At 72.2% G+C, this 16,936-nt stretch carries 15 protein-coding genes; 6 read left to right on the top strand and 9 right to left on the bottom strand.

The window, feature by feature from the left end; translation table 11 throughout:
* Positions 1–10 precede the first annotated feature (10 nt).
* A complete protein-coding gene (locus tag O0S08_RS12135) occupies positions 11–490 on the bottom strand; it encodes an efflux RND transporter periplasmic adaptor subunit (RefSeq protein WP_269039252.1) in 480 nt (159 codons plus the stop codon).
* Positions 457–1,182, bottom strand: coding sequence for an HlyD family secretion protein (locus O0S08_RS12130; protein WP_269039251.1), 726 nt, complete (start codon positions 1,180–1,182; stop codon positions 457–459). Before O0S08_RS12130 ends, O0S08_RS12135 begins: the two co-directional genes overlap by 34 nt.
* A gap of 301 nt (positions 1,183–1,483) precedes the next feature.
* Between O0S08_RS12130 and O0S08_RS12125 the strand changes: the two genes are divergently transcribed.
* Positions 1,484–2,164: a DUF2293 domain-containing protein gene (locus tag O0S08_RS12125; protein WP_269039250.1), complete on the top strand. Its 681-nt coding sequence runs from the start codon at positions 1,484–1,486 to the stop codon at positions 2,162–2,164.
* A 201-nt stretch (positions 2,165–2,365) separates the two neighbouring features.
* Here the strand turns inward: O0S08_RS12125 and O0S08_RS12120 are convergent, their stop codons facing one another.
* Complete coding sequence (locus tag O0S08_RS12120) at positions 2,366–2,794, bottom strand: hypothetical protein (RefSeq protein WP_269039249.1); 429 nt, start codon at positions 2,792–2,794, stop codon at positions 2,366–2,368.
* A 200-nt stretch (positions 2,795–2,994) separates the two neighbouring features.
* Here O0S08_RS12120 and O0S08_RS12115 point away from each other — a divergent pair, with 200 nt between their 5' ends.
* Entirely contained in the window at positions 2,995–4,410 is a 1,416-nt protein-coding gene (locus tag O0S08_RS12115) for a TIGR00366 family protein (protein WP_269039248.1), read from the top strand.
* Between the two features lie 76 nt (positions 4,411–4,486).
* On the opposite strand, the gene O0S08_RS12110 is transcribed toward O0S08_RS12115, so the two are convergent.
* The gene (locus O0S08_RS12110) at positions 4,487–4,843 is read right to left on the bottom strand and encodes a hypothetical protein (protein WP_269039247.1); all 357 of its coding nucleotides are present in this window, start codon (positions 4,841–4,843) and stop codon (positions 4,487–4,489) included.
* Between the two features lie 20 nt (positions 4,844–4,863).
* Complete coding sequence (locus O0S08_RS12105) at positions 4,864–5,940, bottom strand: eCIS core domain-containing protein (protein ID WP_269039246.1); 1,077 nt, start codon at positions 5,938–5,940, stop codon at positions 4,864–4,866.
* A gap of 643 nt (positions 5,941–6,583) precedes the next feature.
* On the opposite strand from O0S08_RS12105, the gene O0S08_RS12100 reads away from it, so the two are divergent.
* Positions 6,584–7,912, top strand: a complete 1,329-nt coding sequence (locus tag O0S08_RS12100; protein ID WP_269039245.1) for a radical SAM protein — start codon at positions 6,584–6,586, stop codon at positions 7,910–7,912.
* On the top strand, positions 7,909–8,898 hold the full coding sequence (locus tag O0S08_RS12095; protein WP_269039244.1) for a pyridoxal phosphate-dependent aminotransferase: 990 nt from the start codon (positions 7,909–7,911) through the stop codon (positions 8,896–8,898). The genes O0S08_RS12100 and O0S08_RS12095 overlap by 4 nt, the downstream gene beginning before the upstream one ends.
* Before the next feature lie 566 nt (positions 8,899–9,464).
* Here O0S08_RS12095 and O0S08_RS12090 read toward each other — a convergent pair.
* On the bottom strand, positions 9,465–10,796 hold the full coding sequence (locus O0S08_RS12090) for a radical SAM/SPASM domain-containing protein (protein ID WP_269039243.1): 1,332 nt from the start codon (positions 10,794–10,796) through the stop codon (positions 9,465–9,467).
* 214 nt (positions 10,797–11,010) lie between these two features.
* Between O0S08_RS12090 and O0S08_RS12085 the strand changes: the two genes are divergently transcribed.
* A complete protein-coding gene (locus tag O0S08_RS12085) occupies positions 11,011–11,748 on the top strand; it encodes a hypothetical protein (RefSeq protein ID WP_269039242.1) in 738 nt (245 codons plus the stop codon).
* Between the two features lie 44 nt (positions 11,749–11,792).
* Here O0S08_RS12085 and O0S08_RS12080 read toward each other — a convergent pair whose 3' ends face one another.
* The 3 genes from O0S08_RS12080 to O0S08_RS12070 form a co-directional block, all read right to left on the bottom strand.
* On the bottom strand, positions 11,793–12,449 hold the full coding sequence (locus O0S08_RS12080; protein ID WP_269039241.1) for a glycerophosphodiester phosphodiesterase: 657 nt from the start codon (positions 12,447–12,449) through the stop codon (positions 11,793–11,795).
* A gap of 95 nt (positions 12,450–12,544) precedes the next feature.
* On the bottom strand, positions 12,545–13,774 hold the full coding sequence (locus tag O0S08_RS12075; protein WP_269039240.1) for a DUF4215 domain-containing protein: 1,230 nt from the start codon (positions 13,772–13,774) through the stop codon (positions 12,545–12,547).
* Positions 13,775–13,789: 15 nt separating this feature from the next.
* Positions 13,790–14,476, bottom strand: a complete 687-nt coding sequence (locus O0S08_RS12070) for a hypothetical protein (RefSeq protein WP_269039239.1) — start codon at positions 14,474–14,476, stop codon at positions 13,790–13,792.
* A 107-nt stretch (positions 14,477–14,583) separates the two neighbouring features.
* Between O0S08_RS12070 and O0S08_RS12065 the strand changes: the two genes are divergently transcribed.
* Positions 14,584–16,911, top strand: coding sequence for a prenyltransferase/squalene oxidase repeat-containing protein (locus O0S08_RS12065; RefSeq protein ID WP_269039238.1), 2,328 nt, complete (start codon positions 14,584–14,586; stop codon positions 16,909–16,911).
* Positions 16,912–16,936: the final 25 nt, after the last annotated feature.

Raw genomic sequence — 16,936 nt, 5'->3', positions numbered from 1 at the left:
GGCCTCTTCGCTATTCGAGCTTGATCCGGTCCGAGCCGTCCGCCTTCGACATCTCGGACAAAATGATGCGGTCGCCCTCGGACAGGCCGGCGACGACCTCGACGGTGGACGCCGAGACCCGCCCGAACTGGACGTTCGTGCGCGACGCGTACGGCCCCTCGCCGTCGATGCGGAAGATCCCCATCGTCGAGTCCGGCTGCACGGCCGCCGGCTTGCGCACGTACAGCACGTCCCCGAGGCGCTCGAGCTCGACCGTCCCGGCGATGTTCTGGTCGGGCCTCGCCCCGCGGGGCAGCGGCCCCGTGAGCGCCACGTCGACGGTCACCGTCCCCTTCGACGCGGCCGGGTCGACGCGCACCACCTCGCCGTCGACCACGCCGTTGCGCGTGTCGATGTGCGCCCGCATCCCGAGGCCGACATCCTTCACCAGCGTCTCGGCGATCGCCAGCTGGGCCTTCAGCCGGTCGGGGCGGGCGACCTTCGCCAGCAACGCCCCGGCGTCGACCCACTGCCCGGCTCGAGCGGCAGCTCTTGCAGCACCCCGGCCACCCCCGCGCGCACGCGCAGGCCCGCCAGCTGCTCCCGGCGGAACTCCGCGATCGCCACCAGCCGCTCGATCTGGGCCGCCTGCGCCGCGCTCCGCTGCTTCAACCCGTCGCCCAGCACCGTGAGCCGCTCCGACTCGAGGCCCACACGGCGGTCGATCGACTCGAGCTGCGCCTGCGCGGCGTGCTCGTCGTCGCGGGACAGATAACCTTGCCCGCCGAGCGTCGAGTTCGCGTCGGCATTGCGCTGCGCGGTCGACTTCTCGATCTGCAGCCCCGTCACCGCGACCTCCTGCTGCAGCTTCTGCCCGCGCATCGTCGCCCGGATCTCGACCAGCACGGCCCGCGCCGCCGCCACTTGCCGCTCCGCCTCGAGCGCCTGCAGCTCGAGCTCCGGGTTGCGCAGCTCGAGGATCACGGTGTCCGCCGCGACCACCGCGCCCGGCCTCACGAAGATCTGCTCGACCCGCGCCGCCGACAGCGCGGTGATCCACTGGATCTGCTCGGGCACCAGCTTCCCGTTGCCCTGGACCTCGCGCAGCATCTCGCCGCGCTCGACCGTCCCGATCCACAGGGCCGCGCGCGCCATCGTCGGCGGCTGCGGGCGCAGCTGCCCGATCGCCACCGTCGCGGTCACGAGCCCTGTAGCGATCACGATCGCGGCCACGAGCTTCCCGCCGTGTCGGCCGAGCCATCCGCGCCGCCTGCGAGGGACATCCACGCCCTCACTGCTCGCAAGCTCCGCGCCACCAACGATTTCATGAGCTTCGCCCGCGAGCGTCCCGCGTCTTGTCCGGTTCCGGCACCACGCCGTCCCATTTCCGGACACCCCGCGGAGGATACCTGCACTGCCTCGAGCGGCTTCACCGCCGCCGACGCGGACCGCGAGGTCTGCACCCTCGACAGCTCGCGCGCGGATTGGCACAGTCCGCCGCACGATGAGCGAGTCGCTGACCCTCGCCCCGACCGCCGATCCGCGGGTCTTCGTCGCCCCGGACGGTCGCCGCCTGTCTCCGCCGCCGGGCTGGGCCTGCCTGCCGCCCGGCGACGCCGCCCTGACGCGGAGGGTCAAGTCGGCCGGGCCGTCGTGGGCCGTGGTCGAGAAGAAGGGCCGCAAGCTGTTCTCGAAGGGCCTGTGGGCGCCCGCCGCCACCATCGAGGCGCTGCGCGTCGCCCTCGAGGCCGAGCGCTCGACCGAGGCCCACGCGAAGAAGCGGGCCGCCGACGGCGCCCGCCGCGAGCGGACCCAGGCCGCCTACGTCGTCACCTTCGAGCAGAGCGTGCTCGAGTTCCTGCGCTTCGCCCCGCGCTGGGACGCGCTGGCCCGGGCAGTCGCCGTCCGCGTCACCGCCCACGCCACCCCGGTCGGCAGCGGCACAGTCGCTCGCACCGAGCGGATCCCCGTCGAGGAGCGAGCCCGCGCCGCAGTCATCGCCTGGATGCGCCACCAGACCACCGGCTACGACGACATGCAGATCGCCCGGGTCAAGGGCGCCCGCCGCGAGGTAAGGCGCGAGCTGGCCGACATCTCCCGCGCGGTGCTCGACCTCCACCGCCGCGACGAGCCCCACGCCGCCCGCGCCTGTCCCCTGTGCCAGGCCGTCGCCGCGCCCGCGTGAGCGACCTGTCCCTCGTGCCAGGCGATGGCACTCGCCCTGGCACTCAGGACATGTCCTCGAAAACATGCCCTTCGGGCCACGCGCCTGCCGAGCCCCGGCGCTTCCGCAGCGTGCCGCCCGCGGGTCGAGGCCCTGCGCGCGCCTCGTCTGCACGGCCCCAGCCCATGACATGTCCTTAAAAACATGTCCGATGCGCCATGCTCACCCCGTGAGCCCGAGCGCGGCGGCGAAGCCGGCGAAGTCCGGCGCCGCCACGACCCAGCGGTTCCCCTCGCTCCGCGACCAGAGCAGCCGCAGCACCTGCGGCTGCGCGAGATCCAGTCGATAGTCGAGCAGGATCGGCGCGTCGGAGCCGAGCCCGAAGTCGCCGAGGACGAGCGCGAGGTCCGGATCGATGCCGCCCGGATCGGACAAGGGGTCGCCCCAGAACGGGTTCCTCGCCATCTCCGCCCGCACGGTCACGAACGGCGGCCGCGCGAGGTACAGCCCGTCCTCCTCGGGGGCGAGCGCATGGATCCGCGTGAGCTCGACCCACGGCCTCCGGTGCTGGCCCAGCGCCTCCTCGCGGGTGCGAGGCCAGCGGCCCTGGTCGATCAGCAGCACGAGCAGCGGCGGCAGCGGCAGATCCATGCTCGCCCCGAGCATACCTCCCCGGCCCGTGTCGGAGATCGGCGGGCCGCGCGAGCAACCCGACCCGCTCCTCGACCCGCGCCTCTCGCAAGCGGCAACTTCGTGCGAGCGACCGGGCGGCCCCTTCGTCGCGCCGAGCTTCCCGAGGTCGACAGGCCGCGGTCCCCCAAAATCACCGCCCGGGGCTACCATCGCCTGCGGTGTCCCGCCTCCCTCCGCTCGTCCGCCTCGGGCTCGCAGTGCGTCGCGGCTTCGGTCGCTTCACGCCCGACCCGTTCGTCGTCGCGGTCGGCATGACGCTCATCACCCTCCTCGCCGGCGCCCTCGCGCTCGGCGACGGCCTCGGCGGCCTCGGCGGCGCCCTGCGGCTGTGGAGCGCCGCCGGCGGCCTGTGGTCGCTCCTGGCCTTCGCCGGCCAGATGGCCCTCATGCTCACCCTCGGCACCGCCCTCGCCGCCGCCCCGCCGGTGCGGCGCGGCCTCGAGGCGCTGGCCCGCCTGGCCGCCGGCCCGCGCCGGCTCGTCGGCCTGGTCGCGTTCGTCTCGTGCACCCTCTGCCTCTTCAACTGGTCTTTGGGACTTGTCTGCGGGGCCATGTTCGCCAGGACAGCCGGAGACGAGGCCCGGCGGCGCGGCTTCGCTTTGCATTACCCGCTCCTGTGCGCCGCCGGCTACTCGGGCATGATGGTGTGGCACGGCGGTCTGTCCGGCACCGCCCCGCTCAAGGCCACCACCCTCGCCGACCTCACCGAGGTGCTCGGCCCCGACCTCGCCGCCCGCGTCGGCCCGATCGGCCTCGGCGACAGCCTGCTCGGCGGCCTCAACCTCGCCGTCACCGGCGGCCTGTGGCTGCTGGCCCCGCTCGTCTTCATGGCCATCACCCCGCCCGCCGGCGCCGACCCCGACCCGCGGCCCGCCCCGCCTTCGGGACATGTCCTTGACGACCTATCTTCCGAGACAGGTCCTGAAGGACATGCCCAAACAGACACCACCGCCCTCGACCGGCTCGAGCGCTCGCCGCTGGTGGTGTGGGCGCTGGCGCTGCCGGCCGCCGCCGCGCTCGTGTTCGCGATCGGCGACACGGCCGGCGCGGCCCTCGACCTCAACGCCATCAACCTCGCGCTGTGGGTGCTCGCGCTGGTCCTCCACGGCCGGCCCGACGCCTTCGTCCGCGCCTGCGACGCGGGGGCCCGGGCCTCTGCGGGCATCCTGCTGCTGTTCCCGCTCTACGGCGGGATCATGGGCGTCATGAAGGGCACCGGCCTGGCGGCGGCGCTGGCGGGCCTGTTCGCCGCCGCCGATCCGCGCGTGTTCACCAGCCTCACCTTCCTCTCGGCCGGCTTCCTCAACCTCTTCATCCCCTCGGGCGGCGGGCAGTGGGCGGTGCAGGGGCCGATCATCATGAGCGCGGCGATGGAGCGCGGCGTCGATCCGACCCACGCGATGCTGGCGATCGCCTACGGCGATCAATGGACCAACATGCTCCAGCCGTTCTGGGCCGTCCCGCTGCTGGCGATCACCGGCGTGCGCGCGCGCGACATCATCGGCTATTGCACTCTGTGGATGTTCGCCGGCGGCCTGTGGATCGCCGCCTGCCTGCTCCTCGCCTCGCTGTGAACGAGCGGCTACGGCGTGGCTGGACGATGTAGATCGTCCATGTGGCCGGCGCTAAGGTGCACTTGCGGCGACGAAGTCATGGCTCCAGCGTGTTAGGTGGCGCCACCAAGTTATTTGGCGGAACCGACGAGTCCGATCCCGACGCGTTCGGCTGACTGACCATCTGGGTTACGAAGATAATCGCCGGCGGAAGGATTTCTGATTTCGGCTCGAGCGCCGGGCTGGAGTCGAATCGCTTCATTGTGGAGCCCGCAACTGGCGCCGCTTCGGTTCCCATCTGGAGAGCTTCAGGTGCGATGAACACGAACGGACCGTCACTGCGTTCGCCGACCAACGTCGGCGGGCGATCACCGACAATACTGTAAATGCCAAGGCTGCCGGGGAGGCCCTGCCCGCGTTGCTCGGACGTGCTCGGCGACAGTTCGCTGCCCACGAAGGCGCCACTCGACCAAATTATAGCGTCGATACATAGGGCCAGAACTGCCCGGTAATGTTGGCGAGGCTGTTGGTGGACGGGGTGAAGCTACCAGTCGCAAGCTCGATGGCGCCAGCTGGCGCACGATACACGCCTACGAGGCGCTGATACGTGGAGATTGGGCCGATAGGGAGAGGCTGCGAGAATAGTCCCCCGCTGCCCTCAGGGATCGGAATGGGATGAGCGGTGCGGCTCGGCCGGAGCAGGGTGCGAAACACACGAAGAGCCGTCCCCTCGCTCACGGTCTTCGCCGGCACGGCATAGATACCCTGCGATTGGCGCAAAACCCCGCTGGCGGTGATTCCTGTTTTCCCCGCAGTGTCAGTGAGGTGAACCAGGGGTGGAGTAGGCTCATGGATTGCCGTAAGCATGCCACCGAACGAACGGAAAACGCCACCAACGACGACTCCGATCAGGGCGCCGACCCCGGCGTCGACGACGTATGCCTCGACGCCCGAGAACGAGCCGCGGCCGATGTCACCAAGGCCACGATAGGTCGTCGAGGAGCCAGCTCCGGCGAGTGCGAACGAGCCAATCACGCCGAAGCCCATACGACCAAGGGCAGAAGTCACACCGACCGGGACGGCGAAAATCGACAGAGCCTCACCCGCCACCTGGAGCTCAGACACTCGTGGCTGCGCGCGGTCCTTGGGACCTGGTGCGTTAGCGACGCTGGGACGCAGAAGTACATAGAGGCCGGCCGCCAGCGGCGCTACCCACCAGAACCCGAGCAGTTCGTCGTCGGCTGCTGTGAGCTGAGGCAAAGAGATCGAGGGATTGTGCGCCTCGGCTTCGAGTGCTGCGGCATGGGCGCGCGGCCCAGGGTTACGTGCCTGCAGCGCATGGCGCATCTCGTGCCGCAAGACCACATCTCGGCTCGGCCTCCCCGGCTGCCCCAATCCTGGACCGAGCACGATATCACCGCCCAGTGAATACCCATAGGCGCCGATGCGCACCGCCGCCCAGTCCGCTGCAGGCCCTTCGTACACCCGGATGGGTGGCCGACCGTCGCGGCCCTTTGGAACGTTGATAGTGCTCGCGGGTGTACCGCCCATCCCAGCTCGGGCAATCGCAACGTCCGAACTAGTGCTACGACTGGAGCGTAGCGCTCTGGTTGAGGTTGAACTCGAGTCGGGCATGCTCCTTCGTGAAGCGCTAAATGCCCTTCCGGCGTCGCTTTCATCGAAGGCGTGCGAACGTGACGTCCCCTGCACCGCCGAGATGAGATCGTCGTACCCGGTAAGAACTCTAACGCTCGTCTGCGTCTGTCCCAGAAGCAGTTGGCCGATGCCGGTGTGCGTCCAAGCATGGTCGCTACAGTCGGGCCCGTCGTCACTATGCGCCTTCGAGGCCGAATTCGGCCGGGGCGGAACGGTCAATCGTTCGGGCGCAGCCGAGCTCTTCCTCATTAGGCCTCAGCTTACCCATGATCGCGGGAACGGCCCGACTGGTCGTCGGCTCGAGTCGGCGTCGAACCGTAGAGTCTGATGTCGTGATGGTTCTCGCCCTGCGCAAGAAGCGCATCATTCCGACTAAGCACCACGACACATGTGCTGCTATCTCCTCGCGGTTCACTGTCGCACTCGCGCCGCCGCTGTCGGCGAGCTCGCGCGAAACCTCCCGCGGCCCGGATCGCCCGATTTCGCGGGCTGTGCGCGGCTGCCGGCCTGCGATTCGCGTGGTAGATTGGCGCCGGTCATGGACAGCGCCTCTCCCCGGGCGACGGTGTATCACGTCGTCACGCTCAGCAATTTCGCGCGCGGCTTCGACAAGTACCAGCGGCGCTACCGCAAATCGTCGATCCCCGAGAGCACCTATCCGGACGTCGTGCACGTCCTCGCCGTCGACGAGCTGGCGATCGGCGTGCGCAAGGCGAGGGGTCTGCTCGCGCGGCTGGCCATCCCCGGCGACGCTCTGGTCGCCCTCGAGGCGCGGCTGCCGGCGAGCGAGCTGCGCGTCAACGAGCGCAACGGCCTCGGTCGCGTGTGGCCCTCCGGCGACCTGCCGGTCCAGCGGCTCTTCGCCATCGACGGCGACGGTCAGCTCGGCGCCGCGATCCCGCTCGAGGACGCCGCTGCCCGCGCCCTCGCCCTGCACGCCGACCGCTTCGTCCCCTATCCGCGCATCGCTCCGCGATCGATCTCCTTCCTCCCGATCGCGCGTGGTTGTCAGGCCAGCTGCCCCTTCTGCTTCTCCGAGGCCTCGGCCTCCGCGGAGCAACCCGGCGGGCGCGTCGATCTCGAGCTCGCCGCCCGCTGGCTCGCCGCGGCCCGCCGTCGCGGCGCCGAGCGGGCCGTCCTCACCGGCGGCGGCGAGCCGACCTTGCTCGCGCGCGACCGCCTGTTCGGGCTCGTCGGCACCTGCCGCGAGTTCTTCGCCAAGGTCGTGCTCATCACCAACGGCGTGCGCTTCGCCGCCGCCGACCCGGGCGAGCGCCGGGCGTGGATCGCCGACCTCGCGTCCGCCGGCCTCGGCGTCCTCGCCGTCTCGCGCCACCACTGGGACGAGGCCGTCAACGCCGCGCGCATGAACCTCGAGACCCACACCGAGCGGGTCCTGGGCGCCGCGCGCGGCTCCTCGCTGCGCACGCGCCTCATCTGCGTCCTGCAGCGCGGCGGCGTCGAGACCGTGGCCGACATCGACGCCTATGTGCAATGGGCCGCCGCTCGCGGCGCCGACGAGGTCTGCTTCAAGGAGCTCTACGTCTCCACCAGCCGCGAGTCCGTGTATCACTCGCTGGCCGCCAATCAGTACAGCGCCGATCATCAGGTCTCGCTCGCGCGCGTCCACGAGTGGGCCCGCACCCGCGACTTCGTCGAGCGCGAGCGGCTGCCGTGGGGCGCCCCCGTCTACGCCGGCACGATCGCCGGCAGCCCGGTGCGCGTCGCCGCCTACACCGAGCCGAGCCTGTTCTGGGAGCGCACCCACGGCCTCGCCCGCAGCTGGAACGTCATGGCGGACCACACCTGCCTCGTCTCGCTCGAGGACCGCGCCAGCGCCATCACCCTCGCCGAGGCCGCGGCATGAACTTCCAGGAGTTCGTCGCCTGGAGCGCGGCCGTCCGCGACCCCGACGTCCTGCGCGCCTGCGAGACGCGGATCTCCGCCGCCTTCGCCGACCGCCGCCCGGCCCTCGCGCGCGAGGACCCGCCGCGAACGATCCACCGCTGCGACCTCGCCCGCGCCTGGTGCGAGCTGCGGGGCCTCCCGCCCGCGGCAGCCCGCGGCGCCATGATCTGCGCCGGTGTCCGTCACGCCCTCTCGCTGCTGTTCGGCCACATGGCGGCCGCCGGCCGCCGCCTCGCCCTGCCGACCGACGTCTACCCCGTCTATTGGGACCTCGCGCGCGCCGCCGGCGTGGCCACGATCGGGGTGCCCACCTTCCCCGAGCTCACGATCGACGACGTCCTGGCGCGCGCCACCCGGGCCGAGGTCGCCGCCCTCGTCCTGCCCGACCCGCTCAAGCTGCACGGTCGCCCGCTCGCCGCCGACGAGCGCGCCGCCCTGCTCGCCTGGCTCGGCCGCGATCCGCACCGCCGCCTCGTCCTCGACGGGGTCTACACATTCGGCCGAAGGCTGCAGCCTGGCGCCCTCGAGCTGCTCGCCAGCGGCCAGGTGCTCTACCTCGATTCGCTGTCGAAGGGCTGGCTGCACCCGCGGGTGTTCGGCGTGGCGCACCTGCCCGCCCGCGACTTCGACCACCTCGGTCCTGTGTTCCGCGCCGCCGCCCCGCCGCAGGCCGACCTGTGGCTCGCCGCTCGCCTCCTCGCCGACCACCCCGAATTCCCCGCCACGCTCGTCACGGCCCTCGACGAGCGGCGAAACCGGCTCATCGACGCCCTGCGCGCCCGCGGCCTCGCGCCGTTCGCCGTCGACCACGGCTACCTCGTCGGCGTCGACGGCGACGCCCGCGACTTGTTGCGCACGCACGGGGTCCTGCTGCTCCCCGGCAGCGTGTTCGGCGAGCCCCAGCGCACCGTCGCCCTCGCGAGCGCCCTGCCCGCCGCGCCCTGAGGCGGGCCGGCGAGGCGATGCTCGACCTGTTCCACGGCTCGCCCAACGCCCTGACCAGCTTGCTTGCCGTACGCTCCTGGGCGTGCGGCTCGCGACCTTGCTTCTCTTCGTCTTTCCCGCGTTCGGTCTCGGATGCGCTCCGCGTTCACCGGAGTCCCCGACCGATGCGACCGGCCCGCTCGTCTCCGTCACCTCGCCCGTGCATGACGCGCGATCCACTTCGGCCGCACCCTCGGTCCCGAGTCCCCAGCAACGGGTATGCGCCGACGTTACGTGCGGAGGTCCGAACGCTGTCGTGCAGCAATGGCACGACGAGGAGGGGACCCTCTCCCGATGGGAGATCGTCGAGAGCCCTCGCTGCCCGCACCTGGCAGGGCTGTTCTATGACCGAGACGGGCAAAACCCCGTCCTCTTGCCCATGCCGTTCATCCCGCCCGGAGAGCCGGACGAGCAGCGAGCCGTGCGATCGATGCACGACGCCGAGACTCGCGGCCTCACAGCCGGGGCCCGCATCGTGTGTGAGCCGTGAGGGTGGCGTCACATGCCCCTGAACAGCCGGCGCGCGCTCAGGCTTCGCCCTCGCCCTCGACGTCGAGCGGCGTCCCCGGCCCGAAGAAGGCGACCTCGCGGCCCGTGCGCGGCCGCTCGACCGTCACCGGAGCGGTCCCCGGGACCTTCGGCTCGCGCACGATCTGGAACAGGCCGTGCGCGAACGCCTGGTCGTCCGCGCCGGCCACCTGCTCGACGCGCTCGCGCAGGCCCACGCGGTCCATCTCCAGCGCGCGGTGATGACAATAGGGGTTGTTGCCCGGCCGCCCGAGCAGCGGCTCGCTCATCGCGGTGCACCCGCCCATGCACGTGTCGGCGTAATAGCACTCGCGGCAGTAGCCCCACAGCGAATCGACGCCGCGCTGCTCGACGTAGCGGATCTCCGGCGCTCGCTCCCACAAGGCGCGCAGGCCGTGGTCGCGCCAATTGCCGCCGGCGTTGACCGCCCCGCCGACGCTCGGGCACGACTTGATGGTCCCGTCGGCCTCGATCCCGAGCCCGGTGCGGCCGGCCGAGCAGCCCTTGTAGTGGCCTTCTTCCTGCTGCAGGCGGCGGATCTTGCCCTCGAGCGGGCCGAAGTAGCCGAGGTTGTTGCCCGGCCAGAACCTGATCTTGCGGGCCGCGCAGCGGGCGATCACGCGGTCGAGCTCGGGGAACAGCTCGAGCAGCTCGAATGGTTGCAGCAGCAGCTCCGGGTGGTCGGCCGCGTTGCCGTGCGGCATCGTCAGGAACATCTGCCACACTTCGGCGCCGGCGTCGGCCAGCAGGTCGCACAGCGGCAGCAGCTCGCGCCAGCTCAGGCGGTTGATCTGCGTGTTCGCGGCGATCCGCGCCCCCGCGGCCCGGCTGTGCGCCAGCGCCTCGAAGCAGCGGCGCCAGCCGCCCGGCGTCCCGCGCAGCGCGTCGTGGCTGGCCTCGAGCCCGTCGATCGACACCGACACCAGCTGCAGCCCGGCCTCCACCAGCGCCTCCGCGCGCGTGCGGGTGAGGCCGAGCCCGCCGGTGGTCAGCGAGCAGCTCATGCCGCGCTCGCGGATCCGCCGGATGACCCAAAGGACATCCGCTCGCAGGTACGCCTCGCCGCCGATGAGCGCCACCTCGCCGACCCCGAGCTCGGCCAGCTCGTCGACCAGGCGCAGCGCCTCCTCGGTCGTCAGCTCGTCCGGCCGTGCGACGCCTGCGCGAGGACCGCACGCCCGACAGCGCTGGTCACAGGCGCGCGTGAATTCCCATACTGCCAGGGCCGGCCGCTGTACCGCGCCCCGCGGCGGAGGCAGCACGCGCCGGCCGCGGCCGGGCGGCAACGATTCCACCACCGGCAACCGCCGGCGCGCCTCGCGAAGCTTCACCAGAGCCAGCCTAGCACGCCCACGGAGGGGCTACGCAGCCGCGCGAGGGGTGTGACCCAAGTCGAGCCCCGAGGGCCGCGAACGATCTTGCACACCTGCCTCCCCGAGCTCACGTTCACAGGAAATCATGGCCATGCGAGAACCCCAGCCGCCTTCACCCGAGACGACGACTTCCCGTCTTCGAGAGCCACCGTTCACCCTGATCCGCAGGGCGATGGGCGACCGGCCGACCCGGCGCCGCAAGCTCCTCAACCTGGCCCTGGCGCTCCGCAATTACGGCGACGAGCGGCAGGTGTTGCCGCGGCTGCAGCGGCTCAAGGAGCTCGGGTGGGTCGACGAGATCCCGACGCGGATCCAGCGAATGCTCGGGGCGATCGACATGATGCGCTTCTTCATCGTGCCCTGCGCGGCCGACTATTACCGGTCGAAGGGCATCAACTTCTATTTTCACACCCTGCTGCGCTTCCTCGACGACCCGGCCTCGCTGATCGACCCGACCGGCTTCAACAGCGCGCGCGACACCATCATCGGCCACGTCCTCCAGGTCGTGCACGCCAACCCCGACTACGACCTGCAGCTGCTCGACTCCTTCCCCGACGGCCTGCACGCGATGGAGGAGCAGGTCGTGGCGATCCTCGCCGGCTCCCACCCGCGGGCGGCCTCGATCCTCGCCACCGTCGAGGACCCCGAGTACCACGGCCGACTGCTCGAGTACGTGCGCGAGTTCCGGCGCCGGCAGACGAGGACCGCCTCGCTGCTGCGCGAGAACATCCTCGGCGACGACCGCTTCCGCGTCCTCGAGCGCACCTTCGGCGAGCTGCCGCGAGCCATGCGCTACTTCAGCAAGCTGCCCAAGAGCCCGCTCGGGGCGGCGCGGCACCTGCTGTCCGTCCGCGAGTTCCCGCTCCACCTGGCCGAGGCGGCCTACACCGCCGGGCCCGGCGCGGCATGACCTTCACGACATGACCGCCGCGACATGCGCATCACGACATGTCCTCACGGACAGTCGGTGATGATGCGCTCGACGCCCCAGGCCGCGACCTCTTGCTTGCGCAGCAGGCTGTTGACGGTCCACACGCCGACGACGAGGCCCTGGGCGTGGTAGCGGGCGACCGTGGCGGCGGTGGTGAGGCGGTGGTCGAGGTGGACGGCGGCGCAGCCGAACGCCTGGGCGCCGCCGGCGTGGAGGAACGGCGGGCTCTGGGCCGCGAGCAGCAGGGCGTGCTCGTAGGCGCTGCCGGACGCGCGGGCGGCGAGGAGCATGCGCGGGTCGAAGCTCGACAGGATGACCTTCGGGCGGCCGGCCAGCAGGGCCACGGTCTTCTGGGCCACCGCGGCGCCGCCGGCCTTGAGCTCGACGTTGAGCCAGCGGTCGGTCGGCCACGCGGCGAGCAGGTCGGAGAGGCGGGGGATCCGCTGATTGCGGTGGAGCTGCACCTGCGCCAGCTCGTCCCACGTGGTGTGCTCGATCCGCTGCTGGCGGCCGGCCAGGCGGATCAGGTCCGGGTCGTGGAACACCACCACCTCCCCGTCGCGGGCCAGCTGCACGTCGAGCTCGACGCCGTCGGCGCCGCGCTCCAGCGCGTGGAGGAACGCGGGCATCGTGTTCTCGAGGTGGGTGTCGCTGGCGCCGCGGTGCGCGAAGATCAGCATGCCGCGGTTATGGCACGACTGGGGCGCGTGCTGTAGTCCTCGCCGGCCCCCGGGGGCGTCGTCGACTCACGGCGATCGGCCGGCCGGCCGCGGGCTCACGGGTGCTTGTCGCCGACGTCGCACATGAAGCGGTAGCTGCTCGCGCCCTCGCCGAAGCTCACGGTCATGTAGCTCTTGGCGGTGCCGTCCAGGTTCCACTTGTAGATCATCGAGCAGCCGGCGCAGTGGTCGGCGTCGGGCTGATCGGCGTAGGCGGTATCGGTGACCCAGTAGGCCTGGTCGTCGCCGGCGCGCCAGCCGGGGCAGTCGGTCGAGTTGAGCCCCGCGCCGTCGCAGGTGGCCCCCATCACCGTCGGATAGATCGCCAGGATCGCCAGGTAGTCGACGCCCGCGGCCACGTTGCCGCCGCCGATCGGGGGCACGTTCGGAGAGGTCGCGACCGTGTACGAGGACATCACGTGCGCCGGCGTGCGCGTGACGAGCAGGCGCATGCCGTACTTCGCACAGACCGCCTCGGCCTTCTTGGCCCCCTTGTCGCTCTCGTTGCCGAACTCGGTGTCGACCTTGAGGAAGGTGTAGCCGCCGCCGTCGCTGTCCATGTCGCACCACACGTCGACGCTGAGCTCGCCGGCCAGCGCCTCGGGCCACAGGCGGTACCCGCCGGAGCTCGCCTCGGGCAGGAGCTGCTTGATCTGCAGGCAGCTCTTCGCCTCGACGCACGACGTCATGCAGCCGTCGCTCTCGACGGTGTTGCCGTCGTCGCAGTCCTCTTCGCCGTTGACGAGCCCGTCGCCGCAGCGAGGCCCCGGCAGGCAGTCGGAGGTGCAGCCTTCATACGCCTGGTCGTCGTTGGCCGGGCCGTCGTCGCACTGCTCGAGCTCGGCCTGGACGAAGCCGTCGCCGCAGCGGGCCCACCGGCACGCGCCCACGCACGCGTCGGAGTCGTCGCCGTTGCCGTCGTCGCACTCCTCGCCGGCCTGGACCACCCCGTCGCCGCAGGTCGTCGCGGTGCAGTCCGACCTGCAGGCGTCGAGGTCGTCGCTGTTGCCGTCGTCGCACTCCTCGTCGCCGGCGACCACCCCGTCGCCGCAGGTCGGCGGGGGCTCGCCGGTGACCGTCGGCTCGGTCGAGGACGTCATCGGCGACATGGTGGTCGTCGTCTCGGTCGTGGTCGTCTCCGGCTCGCTTGTCGTGTTCGGCTCGGCCAGCGCGGCGCAGGCGAAGTCGCTGTCGCGACAGCCGGACGAGTGACAGCCGGGCGCCGTCGCGGCCGCCAGCGCGGCGGCGACGAGGCCGGGGAGGAGAGCTCGGGACGCAGCGGCCATGGCGATGGAGGGGAGTCAGAAGCGCGCCAGCAGCCCGGCGCCGAACGGTCCGCCGCCGAGCGCCGCGCGGCCCGGGCGGACCAGTCGGCGGGCGACGAGGTAGCGGGTCAGCAGCGCCACACCTGCCCCGAAGGCCAGGCCGACGCCGGCGCCGATGAACGTCGCCGCCGCGGTCTCGCGCCGCAGCGGCGCCAGGTCGATCGCCGTGTCACCCTTGCCGCCGTCGTAGAGCATCTTCTGCACGCGCTGCCACTCCGTGACGTACCACGCCACCCCGGCGATGGCGAGCGTCCCCCCGGCCGCGAGCTCGCCCCACAGCACCCGGTCGCGCCCCCCGAGGCCCGCGGTGAGCGCACTCGCCCCGAGCCCGAGGCCGGCGCCGATCATCGCCGCGCCGGTGTCGGTCGCGCTCACGGCCGCGACGTACGCGGCGTTGTTCGGCGCCGGTACGAACCGCGGGTACACCTGACGGTGGCGCAAGGCGAGGCCGATCCCCGTCCCCATCACCAGGCCGCCGGTCAGGCCGAGGCCCAACCCGAGCCCCAGCCGCGCGTCCGGCGACAGCCGCACCTCCGCGGCCTCGCGGCGCGGCGCGCGACCGGCCGCAGCGAGGTCCGGAGCTTCGGCCGCGCTCGGGGTCGGCTGTGGAGGCGACAGGGCGAGCACGAGCGACAGCGCCGACGCGACGACCGAACCGACCATCCGCCTCGGCAATAGCACCGTTCCTCGCCGCTTGCACCCCCCGGAGCGGTGCGGCCGTGCGCGTCCCGCCGGCGCAGAACATCGCCTGCATGTGGTACACGCCTCGTATGGTCACGCCCCAGGACCCCGGCGCGCCGGGTCTGTCCACGTCGCCTCGCCCTGCCCCGCGCTGGTCGCTCGCAGCCCTCGCGCTCGTGCACGCGGGCATCTTCGCCTGGGCCGCGAGCGTGCTCCCGTGGCAGCGCTGGACCGCCTTCGCGGCGATGACCGCCGCCCTCGCGCTCGCCCACGCCGTCACCGCCGCATTCGCGCTGGCCGGCAGCCGCCTTCGCGCGCTCGTCTGGAGGATCGGCTCCGCGCTGTCGCTGCTCTACCTCGCGGTCCAGACCCTCATTGCCGCGCGCGCCGGCACCTACGTCGCCGTGCTCTACGGCGGCCTGGGCAAGGGCGTGTTCGCGGCCCTCGCCGCGCTGTGGGCCGTCCTCGTCCTCCTCACCTTGCCGTTCGCGGTGTGGGGCCTGGCCGCCACCGGCGGCCTCGGGTCCGGCCCCGGCCTGCGCCGTCGGCTCACCGGCGGCCTCGCGGTGGTGCTCGCCTTCGTCACCTTCTCGCTGTGGCGAGCCGCCGCCGCCGCCGCCGCCGAGCCGATCGCAGTGATCGACCGCGACCCCGCGGCCCTCGCCGCCGCGATCCAGGACGTCCTCCCGCGCGTGAAGGCCCGGCCCGGCGCCGACCTGTCCTTGTGGACACGTGCTCCGATCACCTGCGACTACCCCGTCGATCGCCCCACTGCGTTCGTCGTCTACCCGGTCGCCGACAGGGCGGCGCAGAAGGGCAAGCCGAAGCTGCGACCCGCCGCGCGCTGCGTCCAGGCCGACGACGCCGCCGGGCTGGTCGCCGCGCTCGGGGCCGTGGTCGCCGACGCCGGCGCGCCCGGGCCGATGAAGATCGACGTCGTCGGCGGCGCCCAGCCGCTGCGCGACTCCTTGCCTGGCCCTTTGCCCCTGCTCTTTCGGCCAGGTCTCGACGGCGCCTGCGACGGCGCGCGCTGCCTGCTCCCGTGGCAGCTGCTCGGCCTCAATCAATTCCTCACCTACACCCCGCTGCCGTTCATCGAGGATCTGCGGTTCGGCGCCGCGCCGGCCGCCCTGCGCAAGGCGCTGGCGCGCAAGGGCGACCCGGCGCCCGAGCCCGACGTCGGCGTCGACGGCCTCACCCGCCTCGCCACCGTCAGCCTGCTCGTCGACCACGCCGGCCGGGTGCGCCCCTTGCCGCGCCTGCGCGACCCGATCGATCGCCTCGACGCCGACCTCCTGGCCGCCTCCGTCGCCGGCGCCGAGGACCACATCCTCGCCGCCCAGGCCGACGACGGCCGCTTCCGCTACCTCCTGCACCCCTTCACCGGCAAGGTCACCTGGCGCGGCTTCGCCGTCCCGCGCCAGGCCGGCACCACCCTCGCCCTGTGCGAGCTCGGCAGCGACGCCGCGGTGCCCGCCGCCGCCAAGTCGCTGGCCATGCTCGCCGGCCTGCGCAAGGACTACCCGCAACCTGGCTATTCGGTCCTGTCCTATCAGGAAGGTCGTCCCCCGGTCCTCGGCGACCTCGGCAGCACCGCCCTGCCGCTGATCGCCTTCCTCACCTGCCGCGACCGCACCGGCCCGCAGCACGACGAGCTGATCGGCGCGCTCGGCCGCTACCTCCTGGCCATGCAGCGGCCCGACGGCGGCTTTCATGCCCGCGTCACCCTCGCCACCGGCGAGGCCCACGTCGGCCCCGACCTGCTCTACGCCGCCGGCCAGGCCGTGTACGCCCTCGTCCTGCTCGAGCAGCTGACCGCGCGCGCCGCGAGCGAGCTCCTGCCCGCGCACGCCGAGGTGCAGGCCGCCGTCCAGCGGGCCATGGACTACTTCGCCGACGACTACTGGTCGCACGGCCTCCACGGCTTCTTCTTCCTCGAGGAGAACTGGCACTGCCTGGCCGCCCGCACCGCCCTCGGCGTCCACCGCCACCCCGGCTACGAGCGCTTCTGCCTCGACTACGTCGACTTCAAGCGCCGCCTGATCATGGACGAGTCGAGCGGCGTGGCCCCCGAGCTGGTCGGCTCCTACGGCTTCGGCAACGTCCTCGTGCCGCACAACACCCCCTCGGCCGGCTTCGGCGAGGCCCTCGCCGCGGCGATGGCCGTCCGCGCCGCCGACGGCGAGCAGCGCCCCGAGGACGCGCAGCTGATGGAGAAGGTCCTGACCTTCCTCGTCGAGCAGCAGTGGTCCGCCGCCAACTGCTTCGCCTGCTCGCGCGAGCAGAAGGTCGCCGGCGGCTGGTCGGAGTCGGTCGGCTCGCTCGACGTGCGCATCGACTACACCCAGCACGCCTGGTCCGCCCTCGGCCACGGCGGCCGCGAGCTCGGCCTCTTGCCGGAGGGCCGCGATGGCTGACTCGCGCGGCCGCGACGAGCCCGCG

Origin of the sequence: Nannocystis punicea, assembly GCF_026965555.1 — a bacterium.
Taxonomy (GTDB): Bacteria; Myxococcota_A; Polyangia; order Nannocystales; family Nannocystaceae; genus Nannocystis; species Nannocystis punicea.
This window is presented reverse-complemented; position numbering and strand designations above follow the sequence as displayed.